The sequence below is a fragment of the Allobosea sp. TBD101 genome (genome assembly GCF_059817965.1).
In genome coordinates this window covers 107,067-132,655 of sequence record NZ_CM187543.1, presented here as the reverse complement: position 1 = coordinate 132,655, position 25,589 = coordinate 107,067, and the positions used below count along the sequence as shown (strand labels likewise).

Sequence of the window (25,589 nt, the reverse complement as noted above, 5' to 3'; positions counted from 1 at the left end):
CCTCTGGACGAGAGACCGTTCAACCGTGACGCTAGATCAATTCACAGAAACTGTCGATAAAAAGAAATAAATAACATTCTTAGATTGTAAAATCTGCTTTCGCATCGGGCCCGCCGAAGACGGCCTTCGCCTGCGCCCTCTGGCACAATTCCTCGACCGTGACCGTATCGAGCGCGGCGAGGAACGCGGCCGAGGCCTGCGCGACCTCCGGTCCGACGACCTCGTCGACGAGGCGCGACTGCGGCTCCGGCCCGAGCCCGTCCTCGATGGCTTCCTGCATCGCGGCCCTGGCGATGTCGCCGGCGGTGATCCTGCGCCGCTCGCGGGCGAGCTCGTAGCCGCCGCGCGGCCCGCGCACGCCCTTGAGGATGCCGACGCGCACCAGCGTCTGCAGCAGGGTTTCGAGATGGCGCGGCGGCAGCGCATGGCGCGCGGCGAGCAGCTTGGCCGCGACCGGCGAGGGGCGGGCATGCAAGGCGATATCGACCACGGCGGCGATGGCGAGCAGGCTGCGGCGCGAGAGCAGGATCATGACCTGTCTCCAGCGCGTTTGCCGCCGCTGATGCCCGTCGAGCCGTAGCCGCCGGCGCCGCGCGCCGTCTCATCGAGCGCTACGACCTCCGTGAGGCGGACATGGCTGACCGGAGCGATGACGAGCTGGGCGATGCGGTCGCCGCGCGTGACCGTGAAGGTCTCGCTGCCATGGTTGATCAGCACGACCGAGACCTCGCCGCGATAATCGCTGTCGACAGTGCCGGGCGCATTGAGGACGGTGACGCCGTGGCGAAGCGCCAGCCCCGAGCGCGGGCGCACCTGCCCTTCGAAGCCCGCGGGCAGTTGCATCGCGAGCCCGGTCGGGACGAGCGCGCGTTCGCCAGGGACGAGCGAGAGGCTTCCGGAAATGGCGGCACGCAGGTCGAGCCCGGCCGCACCTTCCGTCTCGTAGGCCGGCAAGGGCAGGTCGGCGCCATGCGGCAGGCGCTGCAACAGGACCGTGACCATCGTCACTCCGCCTGCCGGGCAGGCGCGAGCCCGGCGATATGGGCGATCAGGCGGTTTGCGACCTCGCCCTTCGGCAGGGTCGGCCAGGTCTCGACGCCCGATGTCGTGACGAGATGCACGGTATTGGCATCGCCACCCATCACGCCGGTGCCGCCGACATCGTTGGCGACGATCAGGTCGCAGCCCTTCTTCGCGAGCTTGGCGCGGGCATAGTCGATCACGTTCCGCGTCTCGGCCGCGAAGCCGACGACCAGCGGCGGGCGCCCGTTCTTGCGATGCGCGATCGTTGCGAGGATGTCGGGGTTCTCGACCAGCGAAAGCGGCGGCAATGCCTTGCCGTCCTTCTTCAGCTTGTCGGAGGCCGCGTCGGCCACCCGCCAGTCGGCGACGGCAGCGGCGAAGATCGCGATATCGGCCGGCAGCGCCGTCTCGACCGCGGCGAGCATCTCGCGCGCCGATTCGACATGGATGGTCTCGACCCCCGCCGGATCGGGCAGGTTCACCGGCCCGCTGACCAGCGTCACGCGCGCTCCGGCGGCGGCGGCCGCAGTCGCGATGGCATGGCCCTGCTTCCCGGAGGAGCGGTTGGCGATGTAGCGCACGGGGTCGATCGGCTCATGCGTGGGCCCCGAGGTGATCAGCACATGCCGCCCGGCAAGCGAGCCTGTCGTAGGCTCGCCGCCCGGCAGCCGGCCGAGGAAGCCGATGGCGCGCTGGCTGTTGGGCTTCTCTCCGGCGAGCGCGAGCTCGATCGCGGCGAGGATTTCCGGCGGCTCGGCCATGCGGCCCGGCCCGCTCTCGCCGCGCTCGGCCATGGCGCCGACATTGGGGCCGACGACGAGGATGCCGTCCTTTTCGAGTTGCGCCATGTTCCGGCGCGTCGCCGGATGCTGCCACATGCGCGGGTTCATCGCCGGTGCGATCAGCACGCGCTTGTCGGTGGCGAGCAGCGCGGTCGAGGCGAGGTCGTCGGCATGCCCGTTAGCCATCTTGGCGATCAGGTCGGCGGTCGCTGGCGCGACTACGACGAGATCTGTCGAGCGCGAAAGCTGGATATGGCCGATATCGGCTTCGTCCGTCAGCGAGAACAGGTCGGTGAAGCAGCGCTCGCCCGCCAGCGACGACACGGTGAGCGGCGTGACGAACTGCTCGCCGGCCTTGGTCACGATGCAGCGCGAGGCGATGCCGCGATCCTTCAGCCGGCGGATGACCTCCAGCATCTTGTAGGCGGCGATGCCGCCGCCGATGATCAGGAGAACGGAGCGGGAAGCGGACAAGGCGGCTCCTCGGGCAGCGCGGATGGCGAACGGCCCGTTACGTAGCATCTGCCGTGCCGCGCTGTCATGCGCCGCGCGTTGTCCGCCGTTCCTCAGTTGCGGGGCAGATCGGGCACTTTATAGGCCGTCGTCGCCTTGATCCGCTCCATCGCGAAGCGCGAGGTGACGTTCTTGAGCGGGATCGTCTCGATCAGCTTCTTGTAGAAGCCGTCATAGGCGGCCATGTCGGCGACGACGACGCGCAGCATGTAGTCGACATCGCCCGCCATTCGGTAGAACTCCATCACCTCCGGCATCGCCGCGACCATCTGCGCGAATTTGTCCAGCCACGGCCCGGAATGGTCGGCCGTCTCGATCTGGACGAAGACGGTGAGGCCGAGCCCGATCTTCTCCGGCGCCACCAGCGCCACCCGCTTCAGGATCACGCCGGCCTGTTCGAGCTTCTGGATGCGCTTCCAGCACGGGGTCTGCGAGAGCCCGACGCGGTCGGCGAGCTCGGCGATGGAAATATTCGCGTCCGCCTGGAGCACGGTCAGAATCTTGCGGTCGATGGCGTCCATTCTCTCAAGCTCGCTATCTGGAGAAATTCGTTTCGCAGACTTCGCACGAAAGAGACGAATTATCTTTTTCTAGCTGATCTATTGCATCAAGATAGAAAATCCTTTTCTCAATCTGTCAATGGGGGCTCGTTTGGGCCTGCTTTTGAAAGGGGTTTGAACGATGGATCGCCGCCAGTTCCTCATCGCCGGGTCGAGCCTCGCGGCGGCCATGCCCTTCGCCGCCCCGGCTCGCGCCCAGAGCGTCGCGGCACGCGTCGGCTACATCCCGATCGTCGGCACGGCGCCGTTCTTCGTCGCCAATGGCGAGGGCTGGCTGAAGCAGGGCGGCATCGACGTTGCGGTCACCGTCTTCGAATCCGGCCCGAACATGATCCAGGCGCTCGCTTCCGGCACGATCGATGTCTATGTTGCCGGCGTCGCGCCGCTGGCCGTCGCCCGCGCTCGCGGCATCGACATCCGCGTCGTCGCCTCGACCGCGATCGGCGAGAATGTCGTGGTCAGCGCGCCCTCGCTGACCAAGTTCTTCACGGCCGGCACCAATGCCGCTGCGGCCTTCAAGGCGTTCCGCGCCGCCAATGGCAAGGCCGCCCGCCTCGCCACCCAGCCGGCCGGCTCGGTGCCCAACACGACGCTGCAATACTGGCTCTGGGAGGTCGCGAAGGTCGACAAGGCCGATGTCGAGATCGTGCCGATGGGCATCGACGCGACCCAGCAGGCGATCCTGGCCGGCGCGGTCGATGGCGGCTCCGTCCGTGAGCCGGCGCTGACCATCCTCCAGACCCGCAACCCGCAGATCAAGCTCGTCGCCGGTGGCGAGGAGGTCTTCCCGGGCCAGCCCGGCACCGTCGTCGCCGTCTCCGGCGCCTTCGCCACCAAGAATCCGCAGGCCGTGCAGAGCCTCGTCTCCGGCCTCGTCAAGGCTGCTGCGCTGATCAAGGCCGCCCCGAACAAGGCCGCCCCCCATGTCGGCGCCGCGCTCGGCAAGGGCATCGTCGATCCAGAGCTGATCCAGAAGGCGCTGGTCTCGCCGGCCAGCCGCTTCGAGATCGACCCGCGCAAGATCATCGAGCCGTCCCGTGCGATGCAGGCCTACCAGGTCAAGCTCGGCTCGCTGGAGAAGGAACTCCCCTTCGACGGGCTGTTCGAGACCCAGTACTACGAGCGCGCGATCAAGGCGGGCGGCTGATGCCGACCCTCATCGATGTCGTTGAGACTATGAAACGCGGGTCATCCCGGGCGACCGCAGGGAGACCCGGGATCCATGCCGGAGCATCCCCGAAGAAGTTTCAGGCATGGATCCCGGGTCTGCGCTTCGCTTCGCCCGGGATGACGGCGCGTTTACGAGCCAGAGGTTGAGTGGTTTGACGTTGCAGTCGCTGCGGGCTCCCGCCCTCGCCCTTCTGGGCCTCGTCGCCTTCCTGCTGCTCTGGGAGGCGATGCCCTATTTCGGACTGGTGAATCCGGCTTTCCTGCCGGGGCCGAGCGCCCTGCCGAAGGCCTTCATGCGGGAGTTGTCTTCCGGCGCCTGGTTCGCGGCCATACTCGGTTCGCTCTGGCACTACTTCGTCGGACTGTTCGTCGGCGCCGGCCTCGGCATCGCCTTCGGCGTAGCTGTCGGCATGTCCCGCGTCGCCGAGGAGGCGACGGCCTGGGTCGTCCGGGTCCTACGCCCGATTCCCGGCCTCGCCTGGGTGCCCTTCGCCATCATCTGGTTCGGCGTCACGCCGGGCGCGGCGGTCTTCATCATCGCCATCGGCGTGTTCTGGATCGTCTTCTTCGCGGCGCAGGGCGCGATCCGCGGCGTCGACCGCGATCTCATCGAGGTCGCCGATGCCTTCGGCTTCCGCTCGCCTTGGGCTCGCCTGTTCAAGATCCTGCTGCCGGCCGCCTTGCCGGGCATCCTCGTCGGCATCAGGACGGCGCTCGGCCAGGCCTGGATGGCGGTGGTCGCGGCCGAGATCTTCGGCGTCGCCGGTGTCGGCCAGCGCATGATGCAGGCGTCCAGCCTGCTCGCGACCGATATCGTCGTGGTCTACATGCTGACGATGGCGGCGCTCTACGGCCTGCTCGACACCGGCTTCGTCGCCTTCCAGAAATGGGTGCTGCGTTGGAAAGCGTGATCGAGAAGAGTGCGATTGAGATTCGGGGCCTGTCGCTGACCTTCACCCGCGACGGCGAGGAGACCGAGGTCCTGCGCAAGCTCGACCTCTCGGTCGGGCGCGGCGAATTCTTGGCCATCGTCGGCCCCTCCGGCGTCGGCAAGTCGACCCTGCTGCGCGTCATCGCCGGCCTTGCCAAACCGAGCGGCGGCGAGGTCGTCATCGATGCGAAGGATCGGACGCGCCGGCCGGTCGCGCTGGTCTTCCAGGATTCGCGCCTGCTGCCCTGGCGCAAGGTCGTCTCCAATGTCGGCTTCGGGCTCGAGGGTCGCGCCCCGCGTGCCGAGCGCCTCGCCAAGGCTGCTGCCATGCTCGATCTCGTCGGTCTCGCGCCGCTGGCGCAGCGCTGGCCGCACCAGTTGTCCGGTGGCCAGCGTCAGCGCGTCTCGCTCGCCCGCGCGCTCGCCGTCGAGCCGGAAATCCTGCTGATGGACGAGCCCTTCTCGGCGCTTGATGCCCTGACGCGCGAAAACCTGCAGGACGAATTGATCCGCGTCTGGCAGCGCACCGGCAAGACCGTGCTCTTCGTCACCCATGATATCGACGAGGCCGCCTATCTCGCCGATCGCGTCGTGGTCCTGTCGGGTGCGCCCGGCCAGATCATCGCCGAGCACCGCATCGACGCGAGCCGCCCGCGCAAGCGCGGCGCGGCGGCGGAGGCTGAGATCGTGCGCGCGGTCCGCCAGGGCCTGGGCGCCGACATCGTCACGGATGGCGCCGCGATCTGACTGACCACGACCGTCATGCTCGCCCTTGTGGCGAGCATCCACGTCTTGAACACCGCCTTCGTTGAAGGAAGACGTGGATGGTCGGGACAAGCCCGACCATGACGGACATCGCGCCCTCCTCGATGGGGCGGCGACATCATGGCACGCTGCCTCTCAGGCGCGGATCGCCCAGAATGGCCCATGACCCCGCCTCACTGCCTTGTCATTGGCGGATGAAGGCGGATTGAGGCATGGGGTCCGGATGATCAGGGATTGCGACGGCATCATGCGGCTTCATTTCGGCAAGCGTTTCCTGCGTGGAGCGGCTTTGGCGCTGGGGTTGTTTGCGCCCGGCCTTGCGCTCGCCGCTGAATCCGCCGCCGTCACCTCGCCGCGCGTCACCGCGACCCTGCTGTCGAGCCGCGATGCGGTCGCGCCCGGCGAGCGCTTCAAGGTTGCGCTCGTCCAGAAACTCGCGCCGCATTGGCATACCTATTGGCTCAACCCCGGCGATTCCGGCGAGCCGACCCAGATCAAGTGGGATCTGCCGGCCGGCGCGAGCGCGGGCGAAATCCAGTGGCCGGCGCCCAAGGCGATCCGGGTCGAGCCCCTCGTCAATTTCGGCTTCGAAGGCACGGTCCTGCTGCCGCTCGAGATCACGGTTCCCGCCGATGCCAAGCCCGGCGAGAACTTTGCGCTGAAGGCCGAGGCGACCTGGCTCGTCTGCGAGAAGATCTGCATTCCCGAGGAAGGCTCCTTCTCGCTCGACCTCCCCATCGCCGCCGCGAGTGCGGTCGACCAGGCCGCCGAGGCGCGGATCGAGGCCGCCATCGCATCGTTGCCGAAGCAGGCTTCGTTCCGTGGCAAGCTCCGCGACGATGCCAGCAAGCTCGTGCTCGACCTGCCGGGCCTGCCGGCTGGCGCGGCCGATCTGCGCTTCTTTCCGATCTCCGACACGCTGATCGAGCATGCGGCCGACCAGCCCTTGGTGGCCGGCGACAAGCCCGTCCTGACGCTGACCCGCTCAAACGCCTTCAAGCTGGCGAAGCCTGAAATCTCCGGCGTGCTCACCTTCACGGAAGCGGGGGCGCCGAGGGCCGTGACCCTCCTCGCCGATGCCGATCCGGCCCTGATGGCGGCCGGTGGAGCAGCAACGCCTGAGGCTCGTCCGGCGGTGGTGCGGATTCCGATGCCGGCCGAGGGCGCCGACCTGACGCTCTGGGCAGCGCTGGCTTTCGCCTTCGCGGGCGGCCTGATCCTCAACCTGATGCCTTGCGTCCTGCCCGTTCTGTTCATCAAGGCGCTTGGCTTCGCGCAGCTCGCGCATCGCAATCGCTTGGAGGTTCGCGAGCAGGGCCTGCTCTTCATGAGCGGTGTGCTGCTGACCTTCCTGATATTGGCCGGCGCAGTGATCGCGCTGGGTAGCCTCGGCAGCAGCGTCGGCTGGGGCTTCCAGCTCCAGTCCCCGCCGCTCGTCATCGCGCTCGCGGTGGTGATGGTGCTGATCGGCCTCAACCTGCTCGGCGCCTTCGAGATCGGCACGTCCGTCACCGGTCTCGGCGATGGCCTCGCCGGCCGCGGCGGGCGGCTCGGCGCCTTCATGACCGGCGTGCTCGCGGTCGTGGTCGCGACGCCCTGCACGGCACCCTTCATGGGCGCGGCGATGGGTTATGCGGTCACGCAACCGCCGGCCGTCGCCCTCTCCGTCTTCATGGCGCTGGCGCTGGGCTTCGCCCTGCCGGTCGTCGCGTTGTCCTTCGCGCCCGGCCTGCTGCGCCTGCTGCCGAAGCCCGGCCGCTGGATGCTGGTGCTGAAGCAGGCTTTTGCCTTCCCGATGTTCGCGACGGCGATCTGGCTGATCTGGGTCGCCTCGGTGCAGAGCGGACCGCAGGGCGTGCTCGCCGCCCTGGTCGCGGTGCTGGCGGCAGGCTTTGCCGTCTGGCTCGTCGGCGTCACGCGCGGCTCTTTCGCACGCCGCGCCTTCGGCTCGGCTCTCGCGGCGCTGGTCGTGCTCGGCGCCGGCTGGTTCACTGTGCAGAACGCCGTTCCCGGCGCGGCGACCGAAGCGCGGGCCGGCGATATCGAGGCCTGGTCGCCCGAGCGGGTCGCGACCTTGCAGGCGCAGGGCAAGCCGGTCTTCGTCAATTTCACTGCTGCCTGGTGCATCACCTGCATCGCAAACGAGCGCGTCGCGCTCTCCCGGCAAGAGGTGAAGGACGCCTTCGCGAAGCTCGGCGTCGTCTATCTCAAGGCCGACTGGACCAATCGCGACAGCCGCATCGCCAAGGCGCTGGCCGAGCAGGGCCGCGCCGGCGTGCCGCTCTATCTGTTCTATCCCGCCCGCAAGGAGGCGCAGGCCGAGATCCTGCCGCAGCTTCTCACCGTGGATGGCCTGATCGCAGCGGCCGAGCGTGCGGCCGGGCGTAACGTGAAGACGGCGGCGCTGCCTTAGGCAGAAGGCTCCGCAACCCGCCACCACGTCATTCCGGACAAGCCGCGAAGCGGCGCCGATCCGGATCCATCGGAAAGCGGTCCCTTCGGTCGCCCGGAATGACGGCGTGAGAGAGAGGCCCGGATCAAACCCGCGGCCTGCGGACGGGAGGTGAGGTCTTCGACTACTGCGACCTCGGCCCGAGATCGCGCGGGGCGGCGTTGATCGTGACGATCTGGCCGTTGCGCAGCTCCAGCACCGCAAGGCCGCGCTCGACCTGTCCGTCCGGGCGGAAGCGGAAGACGCCGTCCGCCCCGGCAAAGCCCGAGCCATTGGTCAGCACGGCCTCGGAGAAGCGCTGCGACCCTTGCGTGCGCGCCAGCGCCGCCGCCAGCGAGACTGCGTCATAGGCCAGCGTCGCGGTGCGGGTCGGGGCGCTGTTGAAGCGCTGCTGGTAGCGGCCGGCGAAGGCGTTGAAGCCGGCCGTATCGGGCGAGGCGAACCAGCCGCCCTGGATGCCCGCCACGCGGGCGATGCTCGCATCGTTCCAGACGCCGGTGCCGAGCGGCTTGACCTTGGCCGGATTGTAGCCGGCCTCCTGCAGGAGCTGGCCGAGCGTCGGCATCGTGTCGGCGGCGGCCGGCACGAACAGCGCATCGGCTTGCGCGAGCGACGGCATCAGGCGCTGGATTGCGGATTTCATCGCGGCCGGGTCCGAGCTGAAGCGCTCGATCGCGGCGACGCGCACGCCGCGATTGGCGGCGGCCTGCTGGAAGGCGGCCTCGACGACCTTGCCATAGGCGGTGTCCGGCACCAGCGCGGCGAAGGATTTGCGGCCCTGCTGGGCGGCATAGCCGATGACGCGGTTGACGTCGTTTTCGGGAGGGAATGAGAGGAGATAGATGCCGCGCGAGGCGACGTTGGAATCGCTGGAGAAGGCGATGACCGGCTTGTTGGCGCCGCGCGCGACCTGCCCGGCCGCCTGGACTGAGGGCGCGAAGAGCGGGCCGACGATCAGTTCGGCCCCTTCCGACAGGGCCTCCTGCGCGGCGGCTCGGGCGCCTTCCGGCGTGCCGCGATCGTCCTTGACCAGCAGCGTCAGGTCGGCGTTCGGGAATTCGGCGAGCGCCATCTCGGCCGCGTTCTTCAGCGAATTGCCGACGACCGCGCCCTGGCCCTCGGCCGTGAGCGGCAGGATGAGCCCGACCTTGACCTTGCCGGTGCCGATGGTCTGGCCGGTCGGCGTGGCTCCGCCGGCTGTGGGCGTGCCCGAATCGAAGCCGGGCAGGCCCGAGGTGCCGCCGCTGCAAGCCGCGAGCGCGAGCGGCAGCAGGACGGCGAAGGTCCGTGCCTTGGACCGCAGGATCGGTGCGATGTGCCGATGATGGAACACGGGCGATCTCCAGTCGTGACCGGGCCGGCCAAACGCGGCCCGGCGATGGGTCCTGCGGAACTGTTCTACCCCCGGACCTCTCGTGCCAGTGCGCAAGTCTATTTTCAAGTTGTTAACTATAGGTTGCAGGGGTCGGCGCGTGCCTTGCCATGGCGCGGGCGCGGCCGCTGTGGCAGCGTGACCGGATGTCGACCGATGCCGCCGCCCGCTCCCCCAGCTATACCGCCTTTGGTCTGAAGGCAGAGGCCGAGCCTCTGGCGCCGGGCCTGCATATCGTCGCGACGCCGATCGGCAACCTCCGTGATATCTCGTTCCGGGCGCTGGCGACGCTCGCCGCCGCCGATGCGATCCTGGCCGAGGACACCCGGACGTCGAAGACGCTGCTGGCGCATTACGGGATATCGACCCCGCTCCTGCCCTATCACGAGCATAATGCCGCGCAGATGCGCCCCAAGGTGCTGGCGAAGCTGCGCGAGGGCGGCAAGCTCGCCCTGATCTCGGACGCTGGTACGCCGCTCGTCTCCGATCCCGGCTACAAGCTCGTCGCCGAACTGGTGGCGGAAGGCCTGCCCGTCACCGGCATCCCCGGCCCCTCCGCCGTGCTGGCGGCACTCGTACTGGCCGGCTTGCCGACCGACCGTTTCTTCTTCGAGGGCTTCCTGCCGCCGAAATCGGGCGGGCGCCGCACCCGCCTGACCGAGCTGGCCGCGATTCCCGGAACGCTCGTCTTCTTCGAATCGCCCCGCCGCCTCGCCGAGATGCTGAGTGATGCAGCCGCCGTGCTCGGCGCGCGGCCCGGTGCGGTCGCGCGCGAGCTCACCAAGTTCTACGAGACGGTCCGGCGCGGCACGCTTCCCGATCTCGCCGCCCATTACGAGAGCGAGGAAGAGGCACGCGGCGAGATCGTCGTGATCATCGGTCCGCCCGGCGCTGCCGATCTCGTCACCAGCGACGAGGCGATCGACGAGCGCCTGCGCGCGGCCATGGCCAGGGTCTCGCTGAAGGAGGCGGTTGCGCAGGTCGCGGCCGAGACCGGCCAGCCGCGCCGCAAGGTCTATGCCCGTGCGCTCGAACTCACCCGCGATGATCCGTGAGCAAGGCCGGTGCCGATCCGGGCGGGCGTAGCCGCAAGGCGAAGCGCTCCGGCCTGACCGGGCGCCGCGCCGAATGGCTGGCCATCCTCTGGCTCACCGCCAAGGGCTATCGCCTGCTGGAGCGGCGCTTCGGCGGCAAGGGCGGCGAGATCGATCTCGTGATGAAGCGCGGCCGCACCATCGCCTTCGTCGAGGTCAAGGCGCGCGGCCGGCTCGACGACGCCATGATCGCGATCACCCCGGAAAAACAGCGCTTGGTCGAGCGGCGCATCCGGCACTGGCTCTCGCGCAATCCCTGGGCCAGCGAGCATTTTCTGCGCGCCGATGCGGTCTTTCTGGCGCCCTGGCGCCGGCCGCGCCATGTTCCCGCCGCCTTCGCGCTTGTCCTGTGATGCAGGGCGCCCCACTTGCAGGAACCCGGTCCGCGGTCCGATAAGAACCGCCTGCCTGCAACAGGAAGCCTGTCATGAGCCTCAACGTCGCCATCCAGATGGACCCGATCGAGCGCATCCGGATCGCCGGGGATACCGGCTTCGCGCTGATGCTGGAAGCGCAGGCGCGCGGCCACTCGCTCTACACCTACACGCCCGACAAGCTCTCGATGCGCGACGGCAAGGTCACCGCGCCGATGCGCCCGGTGAAGGTGCGTGACGTCGAGGGCGACTATTTCACCGCCGGCGCCGAGGAGAAGGTCGACCTGTCGACGCTTGACGTCGTGTTGCTGCGGCAGGACCCGCCCTTCGACATGGCCTATGTCACGACGACCCATATGCTGGAGCGCATCCATCCGAAAACGCTGGTGGTCAATGATCCGACCTCGGTGCGCAATGCCCCCGAGAAGATCCTCGTCACGCATTTCCCGGAGCTGATGCCGCCGACCCTGATCACCCGCGACAAGGCGGAGATCGAGGCCTTCCGCGACGAGCATGGCGAGATCGTCATGAAGCCGCTCTACGGTCATGGCGGAGCGACCGTCTTCAAGACAAGCAGGACCGACCCGAATTTCGGCTCGCTCTTCGATCTGTTCAGCAACCTCTTCCGCGAGCCCTGGGTCGTTCAGGGCTTCATCAAGGAGGTCACCGAGGGCGACAAGCGCATCATCCTGATCGACGGCAAGGCGGCGGGCGCCGTCAACCGCGTCCCGGCGGTCGGCGATCTCCGCGCCAACATGGTGCGCGGCGGTGCGGCGCGCCCGACCGACCTGTCGAAGCAGGAGCTCGCGATCTGCGAGGCGATCGGCCCGACCTTGCGCGAGCGCGGCCTGCTGCTCGTCGGCATCGACGTGATCCATGGCAAGCTCACCGAGATCAACGTCACCGCGCCGACCGGCGTGCGCGCGATCAAGAAGCTCGGCGGCCCGGACCTCGCGGCCCAGCTCTTCGATGTGATCGAGGCGAAGCGCGGGCGCTAGAGCATTTTCAAGCGAAGTGGGCACCGGTTCGCGTGAAGAAAATGCGATAAGACAAAGCCTCTAATCCGCCCTGACATAGCCCTTCCAGCAGCGCCCGAGCGCGATCTCCCGCCGGCCCGTCAGGACCGGCGCGTAGATCCTGCGCAGGGCCTCGTTCGCGACCGTGACCGGGCAGAGCGGATAGAGCACGAGGTCGGCCTCGCGGGCGAGCGTGATCTCGGCGTCGTCAGGCTTCGGCACCGCCCGGAACGGGTCGGCGCCGATGGCGATGCCGCGTGGCGCGCTGCGGCCCATCACGGACGGGAACGGGTTGACGAAGTTGAGGCTCATGATCGTCTCGAAGCGTCGCCCGCTGGCCTGCTCATGCGCCAGGATCGCCGAAACGCCCTCGTCGACCGCCATCAGCCAGGACGCCTGGAAGTCGAGCTCCGAATAGAGCTGCGGATTCGGCAGCATCTCGCGGGCGGTGAACTCCCGGAAGGTCGCGGGATGGCTGGCGTAGATGTCGAGCATCGCGCTCGCGCGGTCCATGACGTTGGCGTGCTGCGAGACCAGCCCGAGCCGGCCGAGATGCTGGTTCGGCAGGGCGGCATAGCCAGCCTGCGCCATCAGCGCCCGCGCCCCGCGCTGGAGCACGGTTTCGGCTGGCGGGATCGCGGTGGCGGCGACGAGGCCACAGACGACGAGCGCGCCGCGCCGGCTGCTGCCGAGCCAGCGCGACAGGATCACCAGAAGCACCGGCCAGATGAAGATGAAGGCCTGCCCGCCGGTGTTCTGGGTCTCGAAGAACAGCCCTGCCACCATGACGACCGCGAGCCAGGCGACATCGCGGTCGAGCAGGCGGACGAAGCCGGCCGTGGACGGCTGGCGGCGCAGCGCAAGGGCGGCCTCCGCGATGTCGCGTCGGTCGAGCCAGAGCAGGGCGAGCCCGAGTGCCGTTCCGGCGCCGACGATGTCGAGATGCAGCGAGGCCGCCTGGACGAAGCGGGGCAGGATGCCGCCGGCATTGATCGCGACAAGCGCGAGGATGCTGTCGAGATAGGCGCTGACCAGCCCGGTCGCGAGTTCGAGGCCGAGCGCCGCCAGCCCGCCTGCGGCGGCGATCAGCAGGCTTTGGCGCCAGCCGATCCGCCCGGCCGCGAGTGCGAAGGCCGTGACGAGGCCGCCGGCAAGGAAGCCGGTGATCTTGATCAGGAACAGGGCGGTGAGTGTCCAGCCGATGACGGCGCCAAGCGCGGGGCCGCGCAGGAAGAGGAGGCCGGCGACCAGCACGTAGAGCACGATGCTGACATGCCGGTTGTAGATGCCGAACCCGTCCGTGCCCGGGAAGAAGGAATAGTGCTCGACATTGATCGGCAGGATCTGGAAGGCGAGATAGGGCAGGAGCAGCGCCATGGCCGTGGCGCGCGATTGCCGGCTGATGGCATGCAGGACCACGGCCATGGCCGGGGCTGTCACGGCGAACAGGCACCATTGCGCCAGCAGTAGCGGATGCGCGCGCGGGAACAGCGCGTCGAACCCGGCGAAGAGCCAGTAGCCGAGCGGTCCGACCGGCGCGATGAAATCGATCAGCGGGACCTGCCCGTCGCCGATCCGATTGGCGGCGTCGAGGTAGAGGACGAGGTCCCAGTACATCGGTCCGAGCGGCAATGTCAGGGGCAGCGTCAGCAGCAGCGCGCAGGCGAGGACGGCGGTGCCGAGCAGGCCGAGGGGCCAATTGGGAAGCCAGGTCGCTCGCGTCGAAACGGGTGTTCCGATCGTGCCACCGGCCTGCATCGCGCTCTTCCCCATCGCTGTCGATGGGGCTTGCTAGCAGCAACCGGTTAAGATCGACCTTCGTTCGTGCCCGTGCCGTTGAGTGGATTGGCCTCGTCCCAGCCATAGCGCAGCGTCTCGAAGCGCATCGCCAGCGAATCGAGCAGCAGGAGCTTGCCGACGAGCGGCTCTCCGAAGCCCGTGATGGCGCGCACCACCTCAAGCGCCATCATCGAGCCGATGATGCCGGGCAGGGCACCGAGCACGCCGGCTTCCGCGCAGGTCGGGATCGCGCCGGGCGGCGGCGCTTCCGGGAAGAGACAGCGCCAGGTGGGGTTCGGCTTTCCGTCCGGCCCGGTCTCATGGGCGCGGATCGTGGTGAGCGAGCCGTCGAAACGGCCCAGCGCGCCCATCACCACCGGCTTGTGTTCGTGGAAACAGGCGTCGGAGACGGCATAGCGCGTCGCGAAATTGTCGGAACCTTCGGCGACGATGTCGTAGAAGGCGATCAGCGCGCGGGCATTATGCGGGTCGAGCCGCGTGACGTGCTCCTCGACCACGACATTCGGGTTGAGGTTCCGCACGAAGCGGGCAGCGGCCACCGCCTTGTGCGCGCCGATATCCTCGGTGGTGAAGATGGTCTGGCGCTGCAGGTTCGAGAGCGAGACGATATCGTCGTCGACGATGCCGATCTTCCCGATCCCGGCCGCCGCGAGATACTGGATCAAGGGCGCGCCGAGCCCGCCGGCGCCTATGACCAGCACGCGCGCGTTCTTGAGCCGTTGCTGGCCCGGCCCGCCGATCTCGGGCAGGACGATGTGGCGTGCATAGCGCTCGATCTCGTCGTCGTTCAGCATCATGGATCGCAGCCTAAGGCCGGCAGCGGTCCTTCGGCAATCGCCATGCCGGCTCGGCCGCACTCTCCCGACAAACATGACTTTTCGCCAGCTTGGCCGCGCGCCCGGGCCATGCCATCGTGCCGCGATCGAGGGCCGGACAACGGCGCCCGGCTATGACAGGGGATCGTTCGATGCGTTTGGGTTCTTTCGCGGCGGCTCTCGCCGGCGTTGCGCTTTCCACTGTCGCGGCTCTGGCGCAGCCGCAAACGATCAAGCCCGCGATCGTCTATGACAAGGGCGGCAAGTTCGACAAATCCTTCAACGAGGGCGTCTTCATGGGCGCCGAGAAGTTCAAGAAGGAGACCAATGTCGACTTCCGCGATTTCGAGCCGACCAACGACGCCCAGATCGAGCAGGCCCTGCGCCGTTTCGCCCGCGACGGTCATTCGCCGATCATCGCGGTCGGCTTCTCGCAGGCGACCGCCCTGCAGAAGGTCGCGGCCGAGTTCCCGAACCTGAAGTTCACGATCATCGACATGGTCGTCGAATTGCCGAACGTGCAGTCGGTCGTCTTCAAGGAGCATGAGGGCTCCTATCTCGTCGGCTTGCTCGCGGCGCTGGCCTCGAAATCGGGCAAGGTCGGCTTCGTCGGCGGCATGGACATCCCGCTGATCCGCAAGTTCGCCTGCGGCTATGTCCAGGGCGTCAAGGCCGGCAAGGCCGGCGCCGAGATCTTCCAGAACATGACCGGCTCGACCCCGGCCGCCTGGAACGATCCGGTCAAGGGCGGCGAGCTCGCCAAGTCGCAGATCGATCGCGGCGCCGACGTGGTCTATCACGCGGCCGGCGGCACCGGCATCGGCGTGCTCCGCGCCGTGGCGGATGCCGGCAAGCTCGGCATCGGCGTCGATTCCAACCAGAACGCCCTGCATCCCGGCAAGGTGCTGACCTCGATGCTCAAGCGCGTCGACACCGCCGCCTACAACTCCTTCAAGGCGGCGCAGGACGGCTCCTGGAAGCCCGGCGTCTCCGTGCTCGGCCTGAAGGAAGAGGGCATCGACTGGGCGCTGGACGACGCCAACAAGGCTCTGATCACGCCGGAAATGAAGGCCGCCGCCGACAAGGCCAAGGCCGACATCATCGCCGGCACGGTCAAGGTCCACGACTACATGTCCGACCAGAAATGCACGATGTGAGGCGCGGGCGGCTCCCTTGAGTTCTGAGCCCGCCATCGCGCTCACCGGCATCTCCAAGCGCTTCGGCCCGGTCGCCGCCAACAGGGACGTGTCCCTCTCGGTCGCGGCCGGCTCCATCCATGGCATCGTCGGCGAGAACGGCGCCGGCAAGTCGACGCTGATGTCGATCCTCTACGGCTTCTACGAGGCCGATGCCGGCGAGATCAGGATCGCGGGCGAGCCGCGCCGCATTCGCTCCCCGGCCGATGCGATCGCGGCCGGCATCGGCATGGTCCATCAGCACTTCATGCTGGTGGAGACGCTGAGCGTCGTGGAGAACGTCGTGCTCGGCGCCGAAGGCGGGGCTCTGCTCAAGGGCGGCGTATCGAAGGCGCGCGCCGCGCTCGCAAAACTCTCGCAGGATTATGGCCTCGCGATCGATCCCGATGCCGTCGTCGGCGAGCTTTCCGTCGGCCTGCAGCAGCGCGTCGAGATCCTGAAGGCGCTCTATCGCGGCGCCGAGATCCTGATCCTCGATGAGCCCACGGCCGTGCTGACCCCGGCCGAGGCCGACCAGCTCTTCGCCCTGCTCCGGGCGCTGAAGGCGCAGGGCAAGACGGTGATCCTGATCACCCACAAGCTGCGCGAGATCATGGACGTGACCGACCGGGTCTCGGTGATGCGCCGTGGCGAGATGGTCGCTCATGTCGCCACCGCCGAAACCTCGCCGCCGGCCCTGGCCGAGGCGATGGTTGGAAGGCGCGTGCTGCTGCGTGTCGAGAAACAGCCACGCGAACGCGGCGCGCCGGTGCTGGAGGCGGTCGGCCTCTCCTGCCGCGACGGGCGCGGCACCGAGACCCTGAAGGACGTCAATCTCACGCTCCATGAAGGCGAGATCGTCGGCATCGCCGGGGTCGCCGGCAACGGCCAGAGCGAATTGCTGGAGGTGCTGGCCGGCCTGATCCAGCCGAGCCGCGGCGTGATCCGGCTGGGCGGGCAGATTCTTGCCACCGCTGATCGCCATCCGGCGCGGCTGCGCGATCTCGGGCTGATGCACATCCCGGAGGATCGCCATCGCAGCGGCCTCGTCACGGCTTTCTCCGCCGCCGAGAACGCTATCCTCGGTTACCAGCACGATCCCACTTTCGGCTCCGGTCCGCTGCTCTCGCCGGCCCGCATCGAGGCCCATGCGCGCGAGGCCTTCGCGGCTTATGACGTGCGCCCGCCCGATCCGGCATTGAAGACGGCGAAATTCTCCGGCGGCAACCAGCAGAAGATCGTGCTCGCCCGCGAGATCGAGCGAGGCCCCAAGGTGTTGCTGGTCGGCCAGCCCACGCGCGGCGTCGATATCGGCGCGATCGAGTTCATTCATCGCCGGCTGGTCGCGTTGCGTGATCAGGGCGTCGCGATCCTGCTCGTCTCGGTCGAGCTGGAGGAGGTGATGGCGCTCTCCGACCGGATTATCGCCATGTGCGGCGGCCGGATCACCGGCGAGCGGGTCGCTGAACAGGCCGACGAGCGCGATCTCGGCCTGCTCATGGCCGGCGTCACGGACGAGGCCGCATGAGCGCCGCCCCCGTCGAATTGCCGCGCTGGGCCGATATCGCGCTGGTGCCACTGGTCTCGGTGATCGCGGCTTTGCTCGTCGCCGGGTTTGTCGTCATCGGCATCGGCGAGAACCCGCTGGAGGCAACCGCCCTGCTGCTGCGTGGCGCGCTCGGCAGCGCCGAGGGCATCGGCTTCACGCTCTATTACGCCACGAACTTCATCTTCACCGGGCTCGCGGTCGCCGTCGCCTTCCATGCCGGCCTGTTCAATATCGGTGGCGAGGGACAGGCGACGGTCGCCGGCATCGCCATGGCGATCGCCTGCTTCGCGCTTCCCACGCTGCCCGGTTTTCTTGCCGCGCCTTTCGCGATCCTGGGAGCGGCAGCGGGTGGCGCGTTCTGGGCTTTCATTCCCGGCTGGCTCCAGGCCAAGCGCGGCAGCCATGTCGTCATCACCACGATCATGCTGAACTTCGTCGCGGCGACGCTGATCGTCTATCTCTTGCGCGAGGTCATCGGCAAACCCGGCTCGATGCAGCCGGAGACGCCGGATTTCCCGGCCGGCGCCATCCTGACGCCGATGCATCAACTGCTCGCGCCGCTGGGCCTGAAACTGCCCTCGACGCCTCTGAACAGCGCCTTTTTCCTTGCCCTGATGGCACTCGTCGCCGTCTGGCTACTGATCTGGCGCACGCGGCTGGGCTATGCGATCCGCACCGTCGGCGCCAATCCGCGCGCCGCCGCCTATGCCGGCATCTCGCCGGCTGCCGTCACCATGGTCGCGATGGCGATCTCGGGCGCGCTGGCTGGCGGGCTCGCGGTCAACGAGGCGCTCGGCGTCCAGCATCGGCTCGTGCTCGATTTCACCGCCGGCTACGGTTTCGTCGGCATCGCGGTCGCGCTGATGGGGCGCGGCCATCCGGCCGGCGTCGGCCTCGCCGCCCTGCTCTTCGGCGTGCTCTATCAGGGCGGCGCCGAGCTCTCCTTCGACAAGCCGGCCATCACCCGCGACATGGTCGTGGTCATCGGCGGCGTGCTCGTGCTCTTCGCCGGGGCGCTGGATGGGCTGTTCCGGCGGTTGGTGGCGGTCGTGCTTGGGATGGGGCGGACACCATGACGGCGCGAGCCCCTTTGTCATTCCGGGGCGATCCGCAGGATCGAACCCGGAACCCACGACCGGGTGAGCCCGCCTGCCGCCGTTCCGAAAGCGCGCGCCCAGCCGTGGGTTCCGGGTTCTTCGCTGCGCGAAGCCCCGGAATGACAAGGGGGAGCAACTGACGATGGAGCTGCTCCAGCTCATCGCCGTCGTCCTCGATTCCACGATCCGGCTGTCGATCCCATTGATCTGCGCGGCGATGGCGGGCTTGTGGTCGGAGCGGGCGGGCGTCGTCGATATCGGCCTTGAAGGCAAGATGCTGATCGCCGCCTTTGCCTCGGCGGTCGCGGCCTTCGTCACCGGCTCGGCCTGGATCGGGCTCGGTGCCGGCATCCTCGCCGCCTTGGCGCTGGCGCTGGTCCATGGCTTCGCCGCCATCACCTGGCGCGGCAATCAGATCGTCTCTGGCGTCGCCATCAACATGCTGGCGGCCGGACTAACCGTCATTCTCGGCAATGCCTGGTACGGGCAGGGCGGACGCACGCCCTCGCTGGAAGGCCCGGCCCGCTTCGGCGAGATCACTCTGCCCTTCGCCCGCTGGGCCCGCGAAAACGTGCCCGGGCTCGGCCTGATCTATGACGAGGTCGTCTCCGGCCATGGGGCGCCCGCCTATCTCGCCCTGCTCTGCGTGCTCGTCACGGCCTTCGTCCTGAAGCGCACCCGCTTCGGCCTACGCATCCGTGCCGTCGGCGAGAATCCGGCAGCGGTCGATACCGCCGGCATCTCGGTCGCCGGCCTGCGCTATGGTGCCGTCGCGATCTGCGGCGTGCTCTGCGGCATCGGCGGCACCTATCTCGCGGTGGCGCAATCCGCCGGCTTCCTGCCGCATATGACGGCGGGGCGCGGCTTCATCGCGCTCGCCGCCGTGATCTTCGCCAATTGGCGGCCCTGGCCGGCGCTTGGAGCCTGCCTGCTCTTCGGCCTGCTCGATGCGGTCGCGATCCGGCTTCAGGGCGTGACGTTGCCCGGGATCGGACTGGTTCCAGTGGAAGCGATCCAGGCCTTGCCCTATCTGATGACCATCGTCCTGCTTGCCGGTTTCATCGGCAAGGCGACGCCGCCCAGGGCCTCCGGCCTGCCCTATGTCAAGGAACGCTGATTTGCCGGCCGATCCCGATTTCGAGGCCCTGTTCGCTGCCGCCGCCGCCATCCAGCCGCGCGCCTACGCGCCCTATTCGCGCTTCAAGGTCGGCGCCGCGCTGCTGGCCGATGACGGCGCGGTCCATGCCGGCTGCAATGTCGAGAACGCCGCCTATCCGGTCGGCTCCTGCGCCGAGGCCGGGGCGATCGCGGCGATGGTCGCGGCCGGTGGCCGGGCGATCCGCGCCGTGCTCGTCTTCGGCGAGGGCTCCGAGCTGGTCACGCCCTGCGGCGCCTGCCGCCAGCGCATCCGCGAATTCGCCGCGCCTGAGACGCGCATTGCGATCGCCGGCCCCGAAGGCATCCGGGCGCATTTCACGCTGGAGGAGCTGTTGCCAGCCTCCTTCGGACCGGCCAATTTGCCGCGGTGATTTGGGGCCGCCCGCTGCGGCCAGGGGAGAGCATGCATGGCGGCCGATCCGGCCCTTGACGCGGTGGCGTCCATCCTGACGGACCGCGGCGTCGATGCGATCGACTGCGCGATCGTGCTCGGCACCGGCCTTGGCGCCGTCGCCGAGGATATCGAGGATGCCGTGCGTATCCCCTATGCCGAATTGCCCGGCTTTCCGCGCGGCGAGGTCTCCGGCCATGCCCGCCAGCTCCGCTATGGCACGCTGCATGGCCGCAAGGTCCTGATCTACGAAGGCCGCGCGCATTATTACGAGGGCGGCGATTCCGCCGTGATGCGCGTGCCGCTCGGCGTACTCACCGCCTTCGGCTCGCCGCCGCTGATCCTGACCAATGCGGCCGGCTCGCTCTCGCCGGAGATGCGTCCGGGCAGCCTCGCGCTGATCACCGACCACATCAACCTGAACGGCCCCAATCCGCTGATCGGTGACACCGGCGACGGTCGCTTCGTGCCGATGGTCGACGCCTACGATCCGCATCTGCGCGGCCGCTTCAAGCGCGCGGCCCAGAGGGCGGCGATCCCGCTCGGCGAGGGCGTCTATATGTGGTTCACCGGACCGAGCTTCGAGACGCCGGCCGAGATCCGCATGGCGAAGATCCTCGGCGCCGATCTCGTGGGCATGTCGACCGTGCCGGAGGTGATCCTGGCGCGCCGTCACGGTCTGCGCGTCGCCGGCCTGTCGATCGTCACCAATATGGGTGCAGGCCTCCTTGGCGGCACGCCGCACCATGCCGAGACGCGCGATGTCGCGGGCCTCGCGGCGGGCGCGCTCAGGCGCCTGCTGCGCGCCTTCCTGTCGGAGTTGTAAGTCATGTCCGATGCCGATCTCGCCAGGCGCGCGCTCGCCCTGCTCGATCTCACCGATCTCGCCGACGATGCCACCGAGGAAGGCACGCGCGATCTCTGCCGCCGCGCCGTCTCCGGCCCCGTGCCGGTCGCTGCCGTGTGCCTGTGGCCGCGCTTCGTCGCGACAGCGCGAGCGGAACTCGGCGACGGCCCCGTCCGCATCGCGACGGTCGTTAACTTTCCCGATGGCGACACGCCGATCGCCCCGGCGATGCGCGAGACGGAAGAGGCACTCGCCGCCGGCGCCGACGAGATCGACCTCGTCCTGCCCTGGCGGGCCGTCCTTGCCGGCCAGACCACGGCGGCGGCAGCGATGATCCGCAACGTCAAGGGGCTTTGCGGCGAGCGGCGGCTGAAGGTGATCCTGGAGACCGGCGAGTATCCCGATCTCGACAAGGTCAGGACCACCTCGGAGCTGGCCATCGCTGCCGGCGCCGATTTCATCAAGACCTCGACCGGCAAGACCGCGCATTCGGCCAGCATCCCCGCCGTGCGCGTGATGCTGAGCGTCATCGCGGGAACTTCACGCCCCGTCGGGCTGAAGCCCTCGGGCGGCATCCGGACGCTCGCCGACGCCAGAAGCTACCTCGATCTCGCTGACGCGATCATGGGGCCCGACTGGGCCTCGCCGACAGCCTTCCGCTTCGGCGCCAGCGGCCTCTACGGCGCGCTCGTCGCGGCTATTGATGGCGCCGGGCCCGATGCCGCGCCGCGTGGGAGCTATTGATGCGCCTGACCCAGGAGATCATCGCCGCCAAGCGCGACGGGGCGGAACTGTCCGAGGCCGATATCCGCCAGCTCATCGCCGGTTTGCCGGACGGTTCGGTCAGCGAGGGCCAGGCCGCCGCCTTCGCCATGGCGGTCTATTTCAACGGCATGAACGAGCGCGAGCGCGTGGCGCTGACACTGGCCATGCGCGATTCCGGCACGGTGCTGCGCTGGGACGACCTGCCCGGTCCCGCCCTCGACAAGCATTCGACCGGCGGCGTCGGCGATACCGTGAGCCTGCCCTTGGCGGCGGCGGTCGCGGCCTGTGGCGGCTATGTCCCGATGATCTCAGGCCGCGGCCTCGGCCATACCGGCGGCACGCTCGACAAGCTCGACGCGGTCCCGGGCTACGTCACGCAACCGGGCATCGACCTCTTCCGCAAGGTGGTGCGGGAGGCGGGTTGCGCCATTATCGGCCAGACTGCCGATCTCGCCCCGGCCGACAAGCGCCTCTATGCCATTCGCGACGTCACCGCGACGGTCGAGACGATTCCCTTGCTGGTCTCCTCGATCCTGTCGAAGAAGCTCGCCGCCGGCCTGCACGGCCTCGCCATGGACGTGAAATTCGGCTCCGGCGCCTTCCTGCCGGATTACGGCAAGGCGCAGGCCCTGGCGCGGGCCCTGGTCGGCGTCGCCAACGGCGCGGGCCTGCCGACCACTGCGCTCCTCACCGATATGAGCGAGCCGCTCGCCTCCGCCGCCGGCAATGCGCTCGAGGTCGCCTATGCCCTCGACCATCTCACCGGGCGCCATCGCGAACCGCGCTTCCACGAGGTCACGGTCGCGCTCGCAGCCGAGATGCTGCTGCTCGGCAAGCTCGCGCCGGATCTCGACACCGCCCGCGCCAAGATCGAGCAGGCTTTCGCCTCCGGCGCCGCGGCCGAGCGCTTCGCCCGCATGATCGTGGCGCTCGGTGGCCCGGCGGACCTGCTGGAGGCGCCGCAGAAGCACCTCGTCGCCGCGCCGGTCGTGAAGCCGGTCCATCCCGAAACGGCCGGGACGGTCGCGTCCGTCGACACGCGCGCCGTCGGGCTTGCCGTCGTGGCGCTCGGCGGCGGCCGCGTGCGCCCGCAGGACCCGATCGACCATGCCGTCGGCATCGTCGGGCTGGCGGGGATCGGCGATGCGGTGGGGCCGGGTCGGCCACTCGGCATCGTCCATGCCCGCAATGAGGCCGGTTACCAAGCGGCGAGCGAGCGCTTGCGCAAGGCCTATCGGATCGGAGACGGTGCGGCGCGCGGCCCGCTGGTCGCGGAACGGGTTACGGAGAGGGTTACGGGATGAGTCTGCTTCTGGCCATGACGGGCTGGCATGTCGAGGATTGGCGCGCGCGCTTCCAGGCGCTGCTGCCGGATATGCCGATCGTCGTCCTCGGCGAGCCCTTCGACCGTCGCGCCGTCCACTACGTCGCGAGCTGGAAGCACCCGCCCGGCAGTCTGACGGGCCTGCCCAATCTCGCCGCGATCTTCTCGCTGGGCGCCGGCGTCGACTTCCTCTTCGCCGACGACAAGCTGCCCGAAGTGCCGATCGCGCGCATCGTCGACCCCGACCTGACGACGCGGATGAGCGAGTACATCGTCCTGCATTGCCTGAGCTACCTGCGCCAGCAGCGCCGCTACGATAGCCAACAGCGCGAAAAACGCTGGGACGACGACCGCAACCAGCCGGCCGCCCGCTCGGTCCGCGTCGGCATCATGGGTCTGGGCGAGCTCGGCCAGGACGCGGCGCGCAAGCTCGCCGTCATGGGTTTCGACGTCGCCGGCTGGAGCCGTTCGCCCAAGACGATCGAGGGTCTCCAGACCTTCTCCGGCGAGGACGGCATGAAGGCTTTCCTGGGCCGTACCGACATCCTCGTCAGCCTGTTGCCGCTGACCCCGGACACGCGCGGCATCATCAATGCCGGGATGCTCTCGGGCCTCGCGCAGGACGGGCGCCTCGGCGGGCCGTTCCTGATCAATGCCGGGCGCGGCGGCCTGCAGGTCGCGGACGATATCCTCGCCGCGCTCGATGCCGGCACGCTCAAGGGCGCGACGCTCGATGTCTTCGAGGTCGAGCCGCTGCCGGTGGAATCGCGGCTCTGGAGCCATCCGGGCGTGACGGTGACGCCGCATAACTCGGCGATGTCGGAACCCGCCGCGATCGCCACGGCGATTGCCATGCAGGTCGGACGTCTGGAAGCCGGAGAACCGCTGATCAACGTGGTCGATCCGGCGCGGGGCTACTGAGCGCTAGGGCATCGGCCCGAAAAGTGGGGCCCGGTTTTCGGAAAATGCCGATGCAAAAACGAAAAACCAGATCATCAGACTGAATATCTCATTCGGTCTGATGATCTGGTCCGGCAACCGTCACGGAACGGTCGCCGAGCTGTCGTCGCAGCGCAATCGAGACGGGCGAAGCGAAGGCTTCGCTTCATCCCGGAGTATTCCATGCGCCTGCCGATCATTGCCACCCTGTTGCTGTCCTCGACGATTCTCGCCGGAGCCGAGGCGCCCCAGAAGGAATTCCCCGCCAAGCTCGTCGGCCAGGCCCTGCTGCCGGCGAACACCATCATCCCGGCTCCGGCCGATGCGCCGGCCGATCTCAAGATCTCCGGCAAGTTCGTCACGCCCGGCAAGCGCGTCGAGGCGGTCGGCACCGTGATGGGCACCTCGGGCGGACGCCCGACCGGGCTCTCCACCCCCTTCGCCGGCCAGCCCGTGCAGGGTTTTTCCGGCATCCGCTCGCTGGGGAATGGCGAGTTCCTCGTGCTGACCGATAACGGCTTCGGCGCCAAGGCGAATTCGCCGGACGCGATGCTGTTCTTCCATCGCCTCAGGGCCGATTTCGGCAAGGGCGCGGTCGAGCGCCTCTCGACCACCTTCCTGCACGACCCCGACAAGAAGGTGCCGTTCCGCATCGTCCAGGAAGGCACGGAAAAGCGCTACCTGACCGGTGCCGATTTCGATCCTGAATCGATCCAGCCGATCGGCGGCAAGTTCTGGATCGGCGAGGAATTCGGCCCCTATCTCATCCGCGTCGACGCCACCGGCAAGGTCGAGGCGGTGTTCGAGACACAGGTCGACGGCAAGCCTGCCCGCTCGCCCGACCACTATGCCATCACCACGCCCGGCGCGCCCGACGCGCCGATGCCGGCTTTCAACGTGCGCCGTTCCAAGGGCTATGAGGGCATGGCGCAGTCGCCGGATGGCCGCTTCCTCTATCCGCTGCTCGAAGGCCCGCTCTGGAACGCCGAAACCAAGGGCAACGAGGAGGTCGATGGCAAGGAAGTGCTGCGCATCCTCGAATTCGATGTCGCGGGCGAGAAGTGGACCGGCCGCTCCTGGTTCTATCCCCTGGAGCAGAAGGGCAATGCCATCGGCGATTTCAACATGATCGACGGCTCTACAGCGCTGATCATCGAGCGCGATAACGGCGAGGGCACCGCCGACAAGGCTTGCGCTGCTGGCCAGAAGGGCTCCGACTGCTTCCACGACCTCGCCAAGTTCAAGCGCATCGTGAAGATCGAGTTGACCGAGGTGAATGTCGGCAAGCCCGTGCGCAAGATCGGCTTCATCGACCTCATGAAGATCGCCGATCCCGACGGCAAGGCGAAGCAGGGCGCCATCGACGGCGTGCTGCCCTTCCCGTTCTTCACCATCGAGAACGTCGACGTGGTCGATCGCGCCAATGGCATCATCGTCGTCGGCAACGACAACAACCTGCCCTTCTCCTCCTCGCGCGATCCGAAGAAGGCCGACGACAACGAACTGGTCCTGCTTTCGGTCAAGGACCTGCTCGACGCGAAGTGAATTCGCTCACCGCGGTTCGGTCGTGCCGCCGCGCAGAAGACATCGCTGGACAGGTGACGGGCTTCGGTCGGTCACCTGTCGTTCCCAATATGTTCTTGAAATATTATCGACCTGATCGTATAATAATCGGGA

General features: G+C 68.3%; 24 protein-coding genes. 17 read left to right on the top strand and 7 right to left on the bottom strand.

Going from position 1 to position 25,589, the window contains the following annotated elements; genetic code table 11:
- Positions 1 to 79: 79 nt before the first annotated feature.
- Genes AC6RIC_RS00625 through AC6RIC_RS00610 form a run of 4 tightly spaced genes read right to left on the bottom strand, consistent with a single transcriptional unit; the run spans position 80 to position 2,839 of the window.
- Complete coding sequence (locus AC6RIC_RS00625) at positions 80 to 532, bottom strand: RrF2 family transcriptional regulator (RefSeq protein ID WP_499734718.1); 453 nt, start codon at positions 530 to 532, stop codon at positions 80 to 82.
- Complete coding sequence (dut, locus tag AC6RIC_RS00620; RefSeq protein ID WP_499734717.1) at positions 529 to 1,002, bottom strand: dUTP diphosphatase; 474 nt, start codon at positions 1,000 to 1,002, stop codon at positions 529 to 531. The genes AC6RIC_RS00625 and dut overlap by 4 nt, the downstream gene beginning before the upstream one ends.
- Before the next feature lie 2 nt (positions 1,003 to 1,004).
- Complete coding sequence (locus AC6RIC_RS00615; protein WP_499734716.1) at positions 1,005 to 2,327, bottom strand: phosphopantothenoylcysteine decarboxylase domain-containing protein; 1,323 nt, start codon at positions 2,325 to 2,327, stop codon at positions 1,005 to 1,007.
- A gap of 44 nt (positions 2,328 to 2,371) precedes the next feature.
- Complete coding sequence (locus AC6RIC_RS00610) at positions 2,372 to 2,839, bottom strand: Lrp/AsnC family transcriptional regulator (RefSeq protein WP_454035061.1); 468 nt, start codon at positions 2,837 to 2,839, stop codon at positions 2,372 to 2,374.
- Positions 2,840 to 2,999: 160 nt separating this feature from the next.
- Between AC6RIC_RS00610 and AC6RIC_RS00605 the strand changes: the two genes are divergently transcribed.
- From AC6RIC_RS00605 to AC6RIC_RS00590, 4 genes are all read left to right on the top strand, one after another.
- Positions 3,000 to 4,025 carry an ABC transporter substrate-binding protein gene (locus AC6RIC_RS00605; protein ID WP_499734715.1) on the top strand — a complete coding sequence of 342 codons (1,026 nt, stop codon included), beginning with the start codon at positions 3,000 to 3,002 and terminating at the stop codon, positions 4,023 to 4,025.
- 250 nt (positions 4,026 to 4,275) lie between these two features.
- A complete protein-coding gene (locus AC6RIC_RS00600; protein WP_454658903.1) occupies positions 4,276 to 4,959 on the top strand; it encodes an ABC transporter permease in 684 nt (227 codons plus the stop codon).
- Positions 4,959 to 5,726, top strand: a complete 768-nt coding sequence (locus AC6RIC_RS00595) for an ABC transporter ATP-binding protein (protein WP_454658902.1) — start codon at positions 4,959 to 4,961, stop codon at positions 5,724 to 5,726. The genes AC6RIC_RS00600 and AC6RIC_RS00595 overlap by 1 nt, the downstream gene beginning before the upstream one ends.
- Positions 5,727 to 5,991: 265 nt before the next feature.
- On the top strand, positions 5,992 to 8,157 hold the full coding sequence (locus AC6RIC_RS00590; RefSeq protein ID WP_499734714.1) for a protein-disulfide reductase DsbD family protein: 2,166 nt from the start codon (positions 5,992 to 5,994) through the stop codon (positions 8,155 to 8,157).
- A 163-nt stretch (positions 8,158 to 8,320) separates the two neighbouring features.
- Here AC6RIC_RS00590 and AC6RIC_RS00585 read toward each other — a convergent pair whose 3' ends face one another.
- A complete protein-coding gene (locus AC6RIC_RS00585) occupies positions 8,321 to 9,529 on the bottom strand; it encodes a penicillin-binding protein activator (RefSeq protein WP_499734713.1) in 1,209 nt (402 codons plus the stop codon).
- Between the two features lie 185 nt (positions 9,530 to 9,714).
- On the opposite strand from AC6RIC_RS00585, the gene rsmI reads away from it, so the two are divergent.
- The 3 genes from rsmI to gshB all read left to right on the top strand — a co-directional run bounded on the left by rsmI (position 9,715) and on the right by gshB (position 12,034).
- Complete coding sequence (rsmI, locus tag AC6RIC_RS00580) at positions 9,715 to 10,623, top strand: 16S rRNA (cytidine(1402)-2'-O)-methyltransferase (protein ID WP_499734712.1); 909 nt, start codon at positions 9,715 to 9,717, stop codon at positions 10,621 to 10,623.
- Positions 10,620 to 11,015 (top strand): YraN family protein, encoded by a 396-nt coding sequence (locus AC6RIC_RS00575; protein ID WP_499734711.1) that lies wholly within the window; start codon positions 10,620 to 10,622, stop codon positions 11,013 to 11,015. Before rsmI ends, AC6RIC_RS00575 begins: the two co-directional genes overlap by 4 nt.
- Before the next feature lie 74 nt (positions 11,016 to 11,089).
- Positions 11,090 to 12,034 carry a glutathione synthase gene (gene gshB / locus AC6RIC_RS00570; RefSeq protein ID WP_499734710.1) on the top strand — a complete coding sequence of 315 codons (945 nt, stop codon included), beginning with the start codon at positions 11,090 to 11,092 and terminating at the stop codon, positions 12,032 to 12,034.
- Between the two features lie 60 nt (positions 12,035 to 12,094).
- Here gshB and AC6RIC_RS00565 read toward each other — a convergent pair whose 3' ends face one another.
- Both AC6RIC_RS00565 and AC6RIC_RS00560 read right to left on the bottom strand, forming a co-directional pair.
- Positions 12,095 to 13,810 (bottom strand): hypothetical protein, encoded by a 1,716-nt coding sequence (locus AC6RIC_RS00565; RefSeq protein ID WP_499734709.1) that lies wholly within the window; start codon positions 13,808 to 13,810, stop codon positions 12,095 to 12,097.
- A gap of 47 nt (positions 13,811 to 13,857) precedes the next feature.
- On the bottom strand, positions 13,858 to 14,649 hold the full coding sequence (locus tag AC6RIC_RS00560; RefSeq protein ID WP_454654232.1) for a HesA/MoeB/ThiF family protein: 792 nt from the start codon (positions 14,647 to 14,649) through the stop codon (positions 13,858 to 13,860).
- Positions 14,650 to 14,819: 170 nt separating this feature from the next.
- Here AC6RIC_RS00560 and AC6RIC_RS00555 point away from each other — a divergent pair, with 170 nt between their 5' ends.
- From AC6RIC_RS00555 to AC6RIC_RS00510, 10 genes are all read left to right on the top strand, one after another.
- Positions 14,820 to 15,824 (top strand): BMP family lipoprotein, encoded by a 1,005-nt coding sequence (locus tag AC6RIC_RS00555; protein WP_499734708.1) that lies wholly within the window; start codon positions 14,820 to 14,822, stop codon positions 15,822 to 15,824.
- A gap of 16 nt (positions 15,825 to 15,840) precedes the next feature.
- The gene (locus AC6RIC_RS00550) at positions 15,841 to 17,370 is read left to right on the top strand and encodes an ABC transporter ATP-binding protein (RefSeq protein WP_499734707.1); all 1,530 of its coding nucleotides are present in this window, start codon (positions 15,841 to 15,843) and stop codon (positions 17,368 to 17,370) included.
- Positions 17,367 to 18,467, top strand: a complete 1,101-nt coding sequence (locus AC6RIC_RS00545; protein WP_499734706.1) for an ABC transporter permease — start codon at positions 17,367 to 17,369, stop codon at positions 18,465 to 18,467. The genes AC6RIC_RS00550 and AC6RIC_RS00545 overlap by 4 nt, the downstream gene beginning before the upstream one ends.
- Before the next feature lie 163 nt (positions 18,468 to 18,630).
- Positions 18,631 to 19,605, top strand: coding sequence for an ABC transporter permease (locus tag AC6RIC_RS00540; protein ID WP_499734705.1), 975 nt, complete (start codon positions 18,631 to 18,633; stop codon positions 19,603 to 19,605).
- A gap of 1 nt (position 19,606) precedes the next feature.
- A complete protein-coding gene (locus AC6RIC_RS00535; protein ID WP_499734704.1) occupies positions 19,607 to 20,017 on the top strand; it encodes a cytidine deaminase in 411 nt (136 codons plus the stop codon).
- A 36-nt stretch (positions 20,018 to 20,053) separates the two neighbouring features.
- On the top strand, positions 20,054 to 20,863 hold the full coding sequence (locus tag AC6RIC_RS00530) for a purine-nucleoside phosphorylase (RefSeq protein ID WP_499734703.1): 810 nt from the start codon (positions 20,054 to 20,056) through the stop codon (positions 20,861 to 20,863).
- Positions 20,864 to 20,866: 3 nt separating this feature from the next.
- Complete coding sequence (gene deoC / locus AC6RIC_RS00525; protein ID WP_499734702.1) at positions 20,867 to 21,628, top strand: deoxyribose-phosphate aldolase; 762 nt, start codon at positions 20,867 to 20,869, stop codon at positions 21,626 to 21,628.
- Positions 21,628 to 22,953, top strand: a complete 1,326-nt coding sequence (gene deoA / locus AC6RIC_RS00520; protein WP_499734701.1) for a thymidine phosphorylase — start codon at positions 21,628 to 21,630, stop codon at positions 22,951 to 22,953. Before deoC ends, deoA begins: the two co-directional genes overlap by 1 nt.
- Complete coding sequence (locus tag AC6RIC_RS00515) at positions 22,950 to 23,894, top strand: 2-hydroxyacid dehydrogenase (RefSeq protein WP_499734700.1); 945 nt, start codon at positions 22,950 to 22,952, stop codon at positions 23,892 to 23,894. Before deoA ends, AC6RIC_RS00515 begins: the two co-directional genes overlap by 4 nt.
- A 201-nt stretch (positions 23,895 to 24,095) precedes the next feature.
- On the top strand, positions 24,096 to 25,457 hold the full coding sequence (locus AC6RIC_RS00510) for an esterase-like activity of phytase family protein (RefSeq protein ID WP_499734699.1): 1,362 nt from the start codon (positions 24,096 to 24,098) through the stop codon (positions 25,455 to 25,457).
- Positions 25,458 to 25,589: the final 132 nt, after the last annotated feature.

Coding starts and splice junctions, on each gene's coding strand:
- AC6RIC_RS00625 (WP_499734718.1), bottom strand. CDS start 532: ATGATCCTGCTCTCGCGCCGCAGCCTGCTCGCCATCGCCGCCGTGGTC.
- dut (WP_499734717.1), bottom strand. CDS start 1,002: ATGGTCACGGTCCTGTTGCAGCGCCTGCCGCATGGCGCCGACCTGCCC.
- AC6RIC_RS00615 (WP_499734716.1), bottom strand. CDS start 2,327: ATGCTACGTAACGGGCCGTTCGCCATCCGCGCTGCCCGAGGAGCCGCC.
- AC6RIC_RS00610 (WP_454035061.1), bottom strand. CDS start 2,839: ATGGACGCCATCGACCGCAAGATTCTGACCGTGCTCCAGGCGGACGCG.
- AC6RIC_RS00605 (WP_499734715.1), top strand. CDS start 3,000: ATGGATCGCCGCCAGTTCCTCATCGCCGGGTCGAGCCTCGCGGCGGCC.
- AC6RIC_RS00600 (WP_454658903.1), top strand. CDS start 4,276: ATGCCCTATTTCGGACTGGTGAATCCGGCTTTCCTGCCGGGGCCGAGC.
- AC6RIC_RS00590 (WP_499734714.1), top strand. CDS start 5,992: ATGCGGCTTCATTTCGGCAAGCGTTTCCTGCGTGGAGCGGCTTTGGCG.
- rsmI (WP_499734712.1), top strand. CDS start 9,715: ATGTCGACCGATGCCGCCGCCCGCTCCCCCAGCTATACCGCCTTTGGT.
- gshB (WP_499734710.1), top strand. CDS start 11,090: ATGAGCCTCAACGTCGCCATCCAGATGGACCCGATCGAGCGCATCCGG.
- AC6RIC_RS00565 (WP_499734709.1), bottom strand. CDS start 13,810: ATGCAGGCCGGTGGCACGATCGGAACACCCGTTTCGACGCGAGCGACC.
- AC6RIC_RS00560 (WP_454654232.1), bottom strand. CDS start 14,649: ATGATGCTGAACGACGACGAGATCGAGCGCTATGCACGCCACATCGTC.
- AC6RIC_RS00555 (WP_499734708.1), top strand. CDS start 14,820: ATGCGTTTGGGTTCTTTCGCGGCGGCTCTCGCCGGCGTTGCGCTTTCC.
- AC6RIC_RS00545 (WP_499734706.1), top strand. CDS start 17,367: ATGAGCGCCGCCCCCGTCGAATTGCCGCGCTGGGCCGATATCGCGCTG.
- AC6RIC_RS00540 (WP_499734705.1), top strand. CDS start 18,631: ATGGAGCTGCTCCAGCTCATCGCCGTCGTCCTCGATTCCACGATCCGG.
- AC6RIC_RS00530 (WP_499734703.1), top strand. CDS start 20,054: ATGGCGGCCGATCCGGCCCTTGACGCGGTGGCGTCCATCCTGACGGAC.
- deoC (WP_499734702.1), top strand. CDS start 20,867: ATGTCCGATGCCGATCTCGCCAGGCGCGCGCTCGCCCTGCTCGATCTC.
- deoA (WP_499734701.1), top strand. CDS start 21,628: ATGCGCCTGACCCAGGAGATCATCGCCGCCAAGCGCGACGGGGCGGAA.
- AC6RIC_RS00515 (WP_499734700.1), top strand. CDS start 22,950: ATGAGTCTGCTTCTGGCCATGACGGGCTGGCATGTCGAGGATTGGCGC.
- AC6RIC_RS00510 (WP_499734699.1), top strand. CDS start 24,096: ATGCGCCTGCCGATCATTGCCACCCTGTTGCTGTCCTCGACGATTCTC.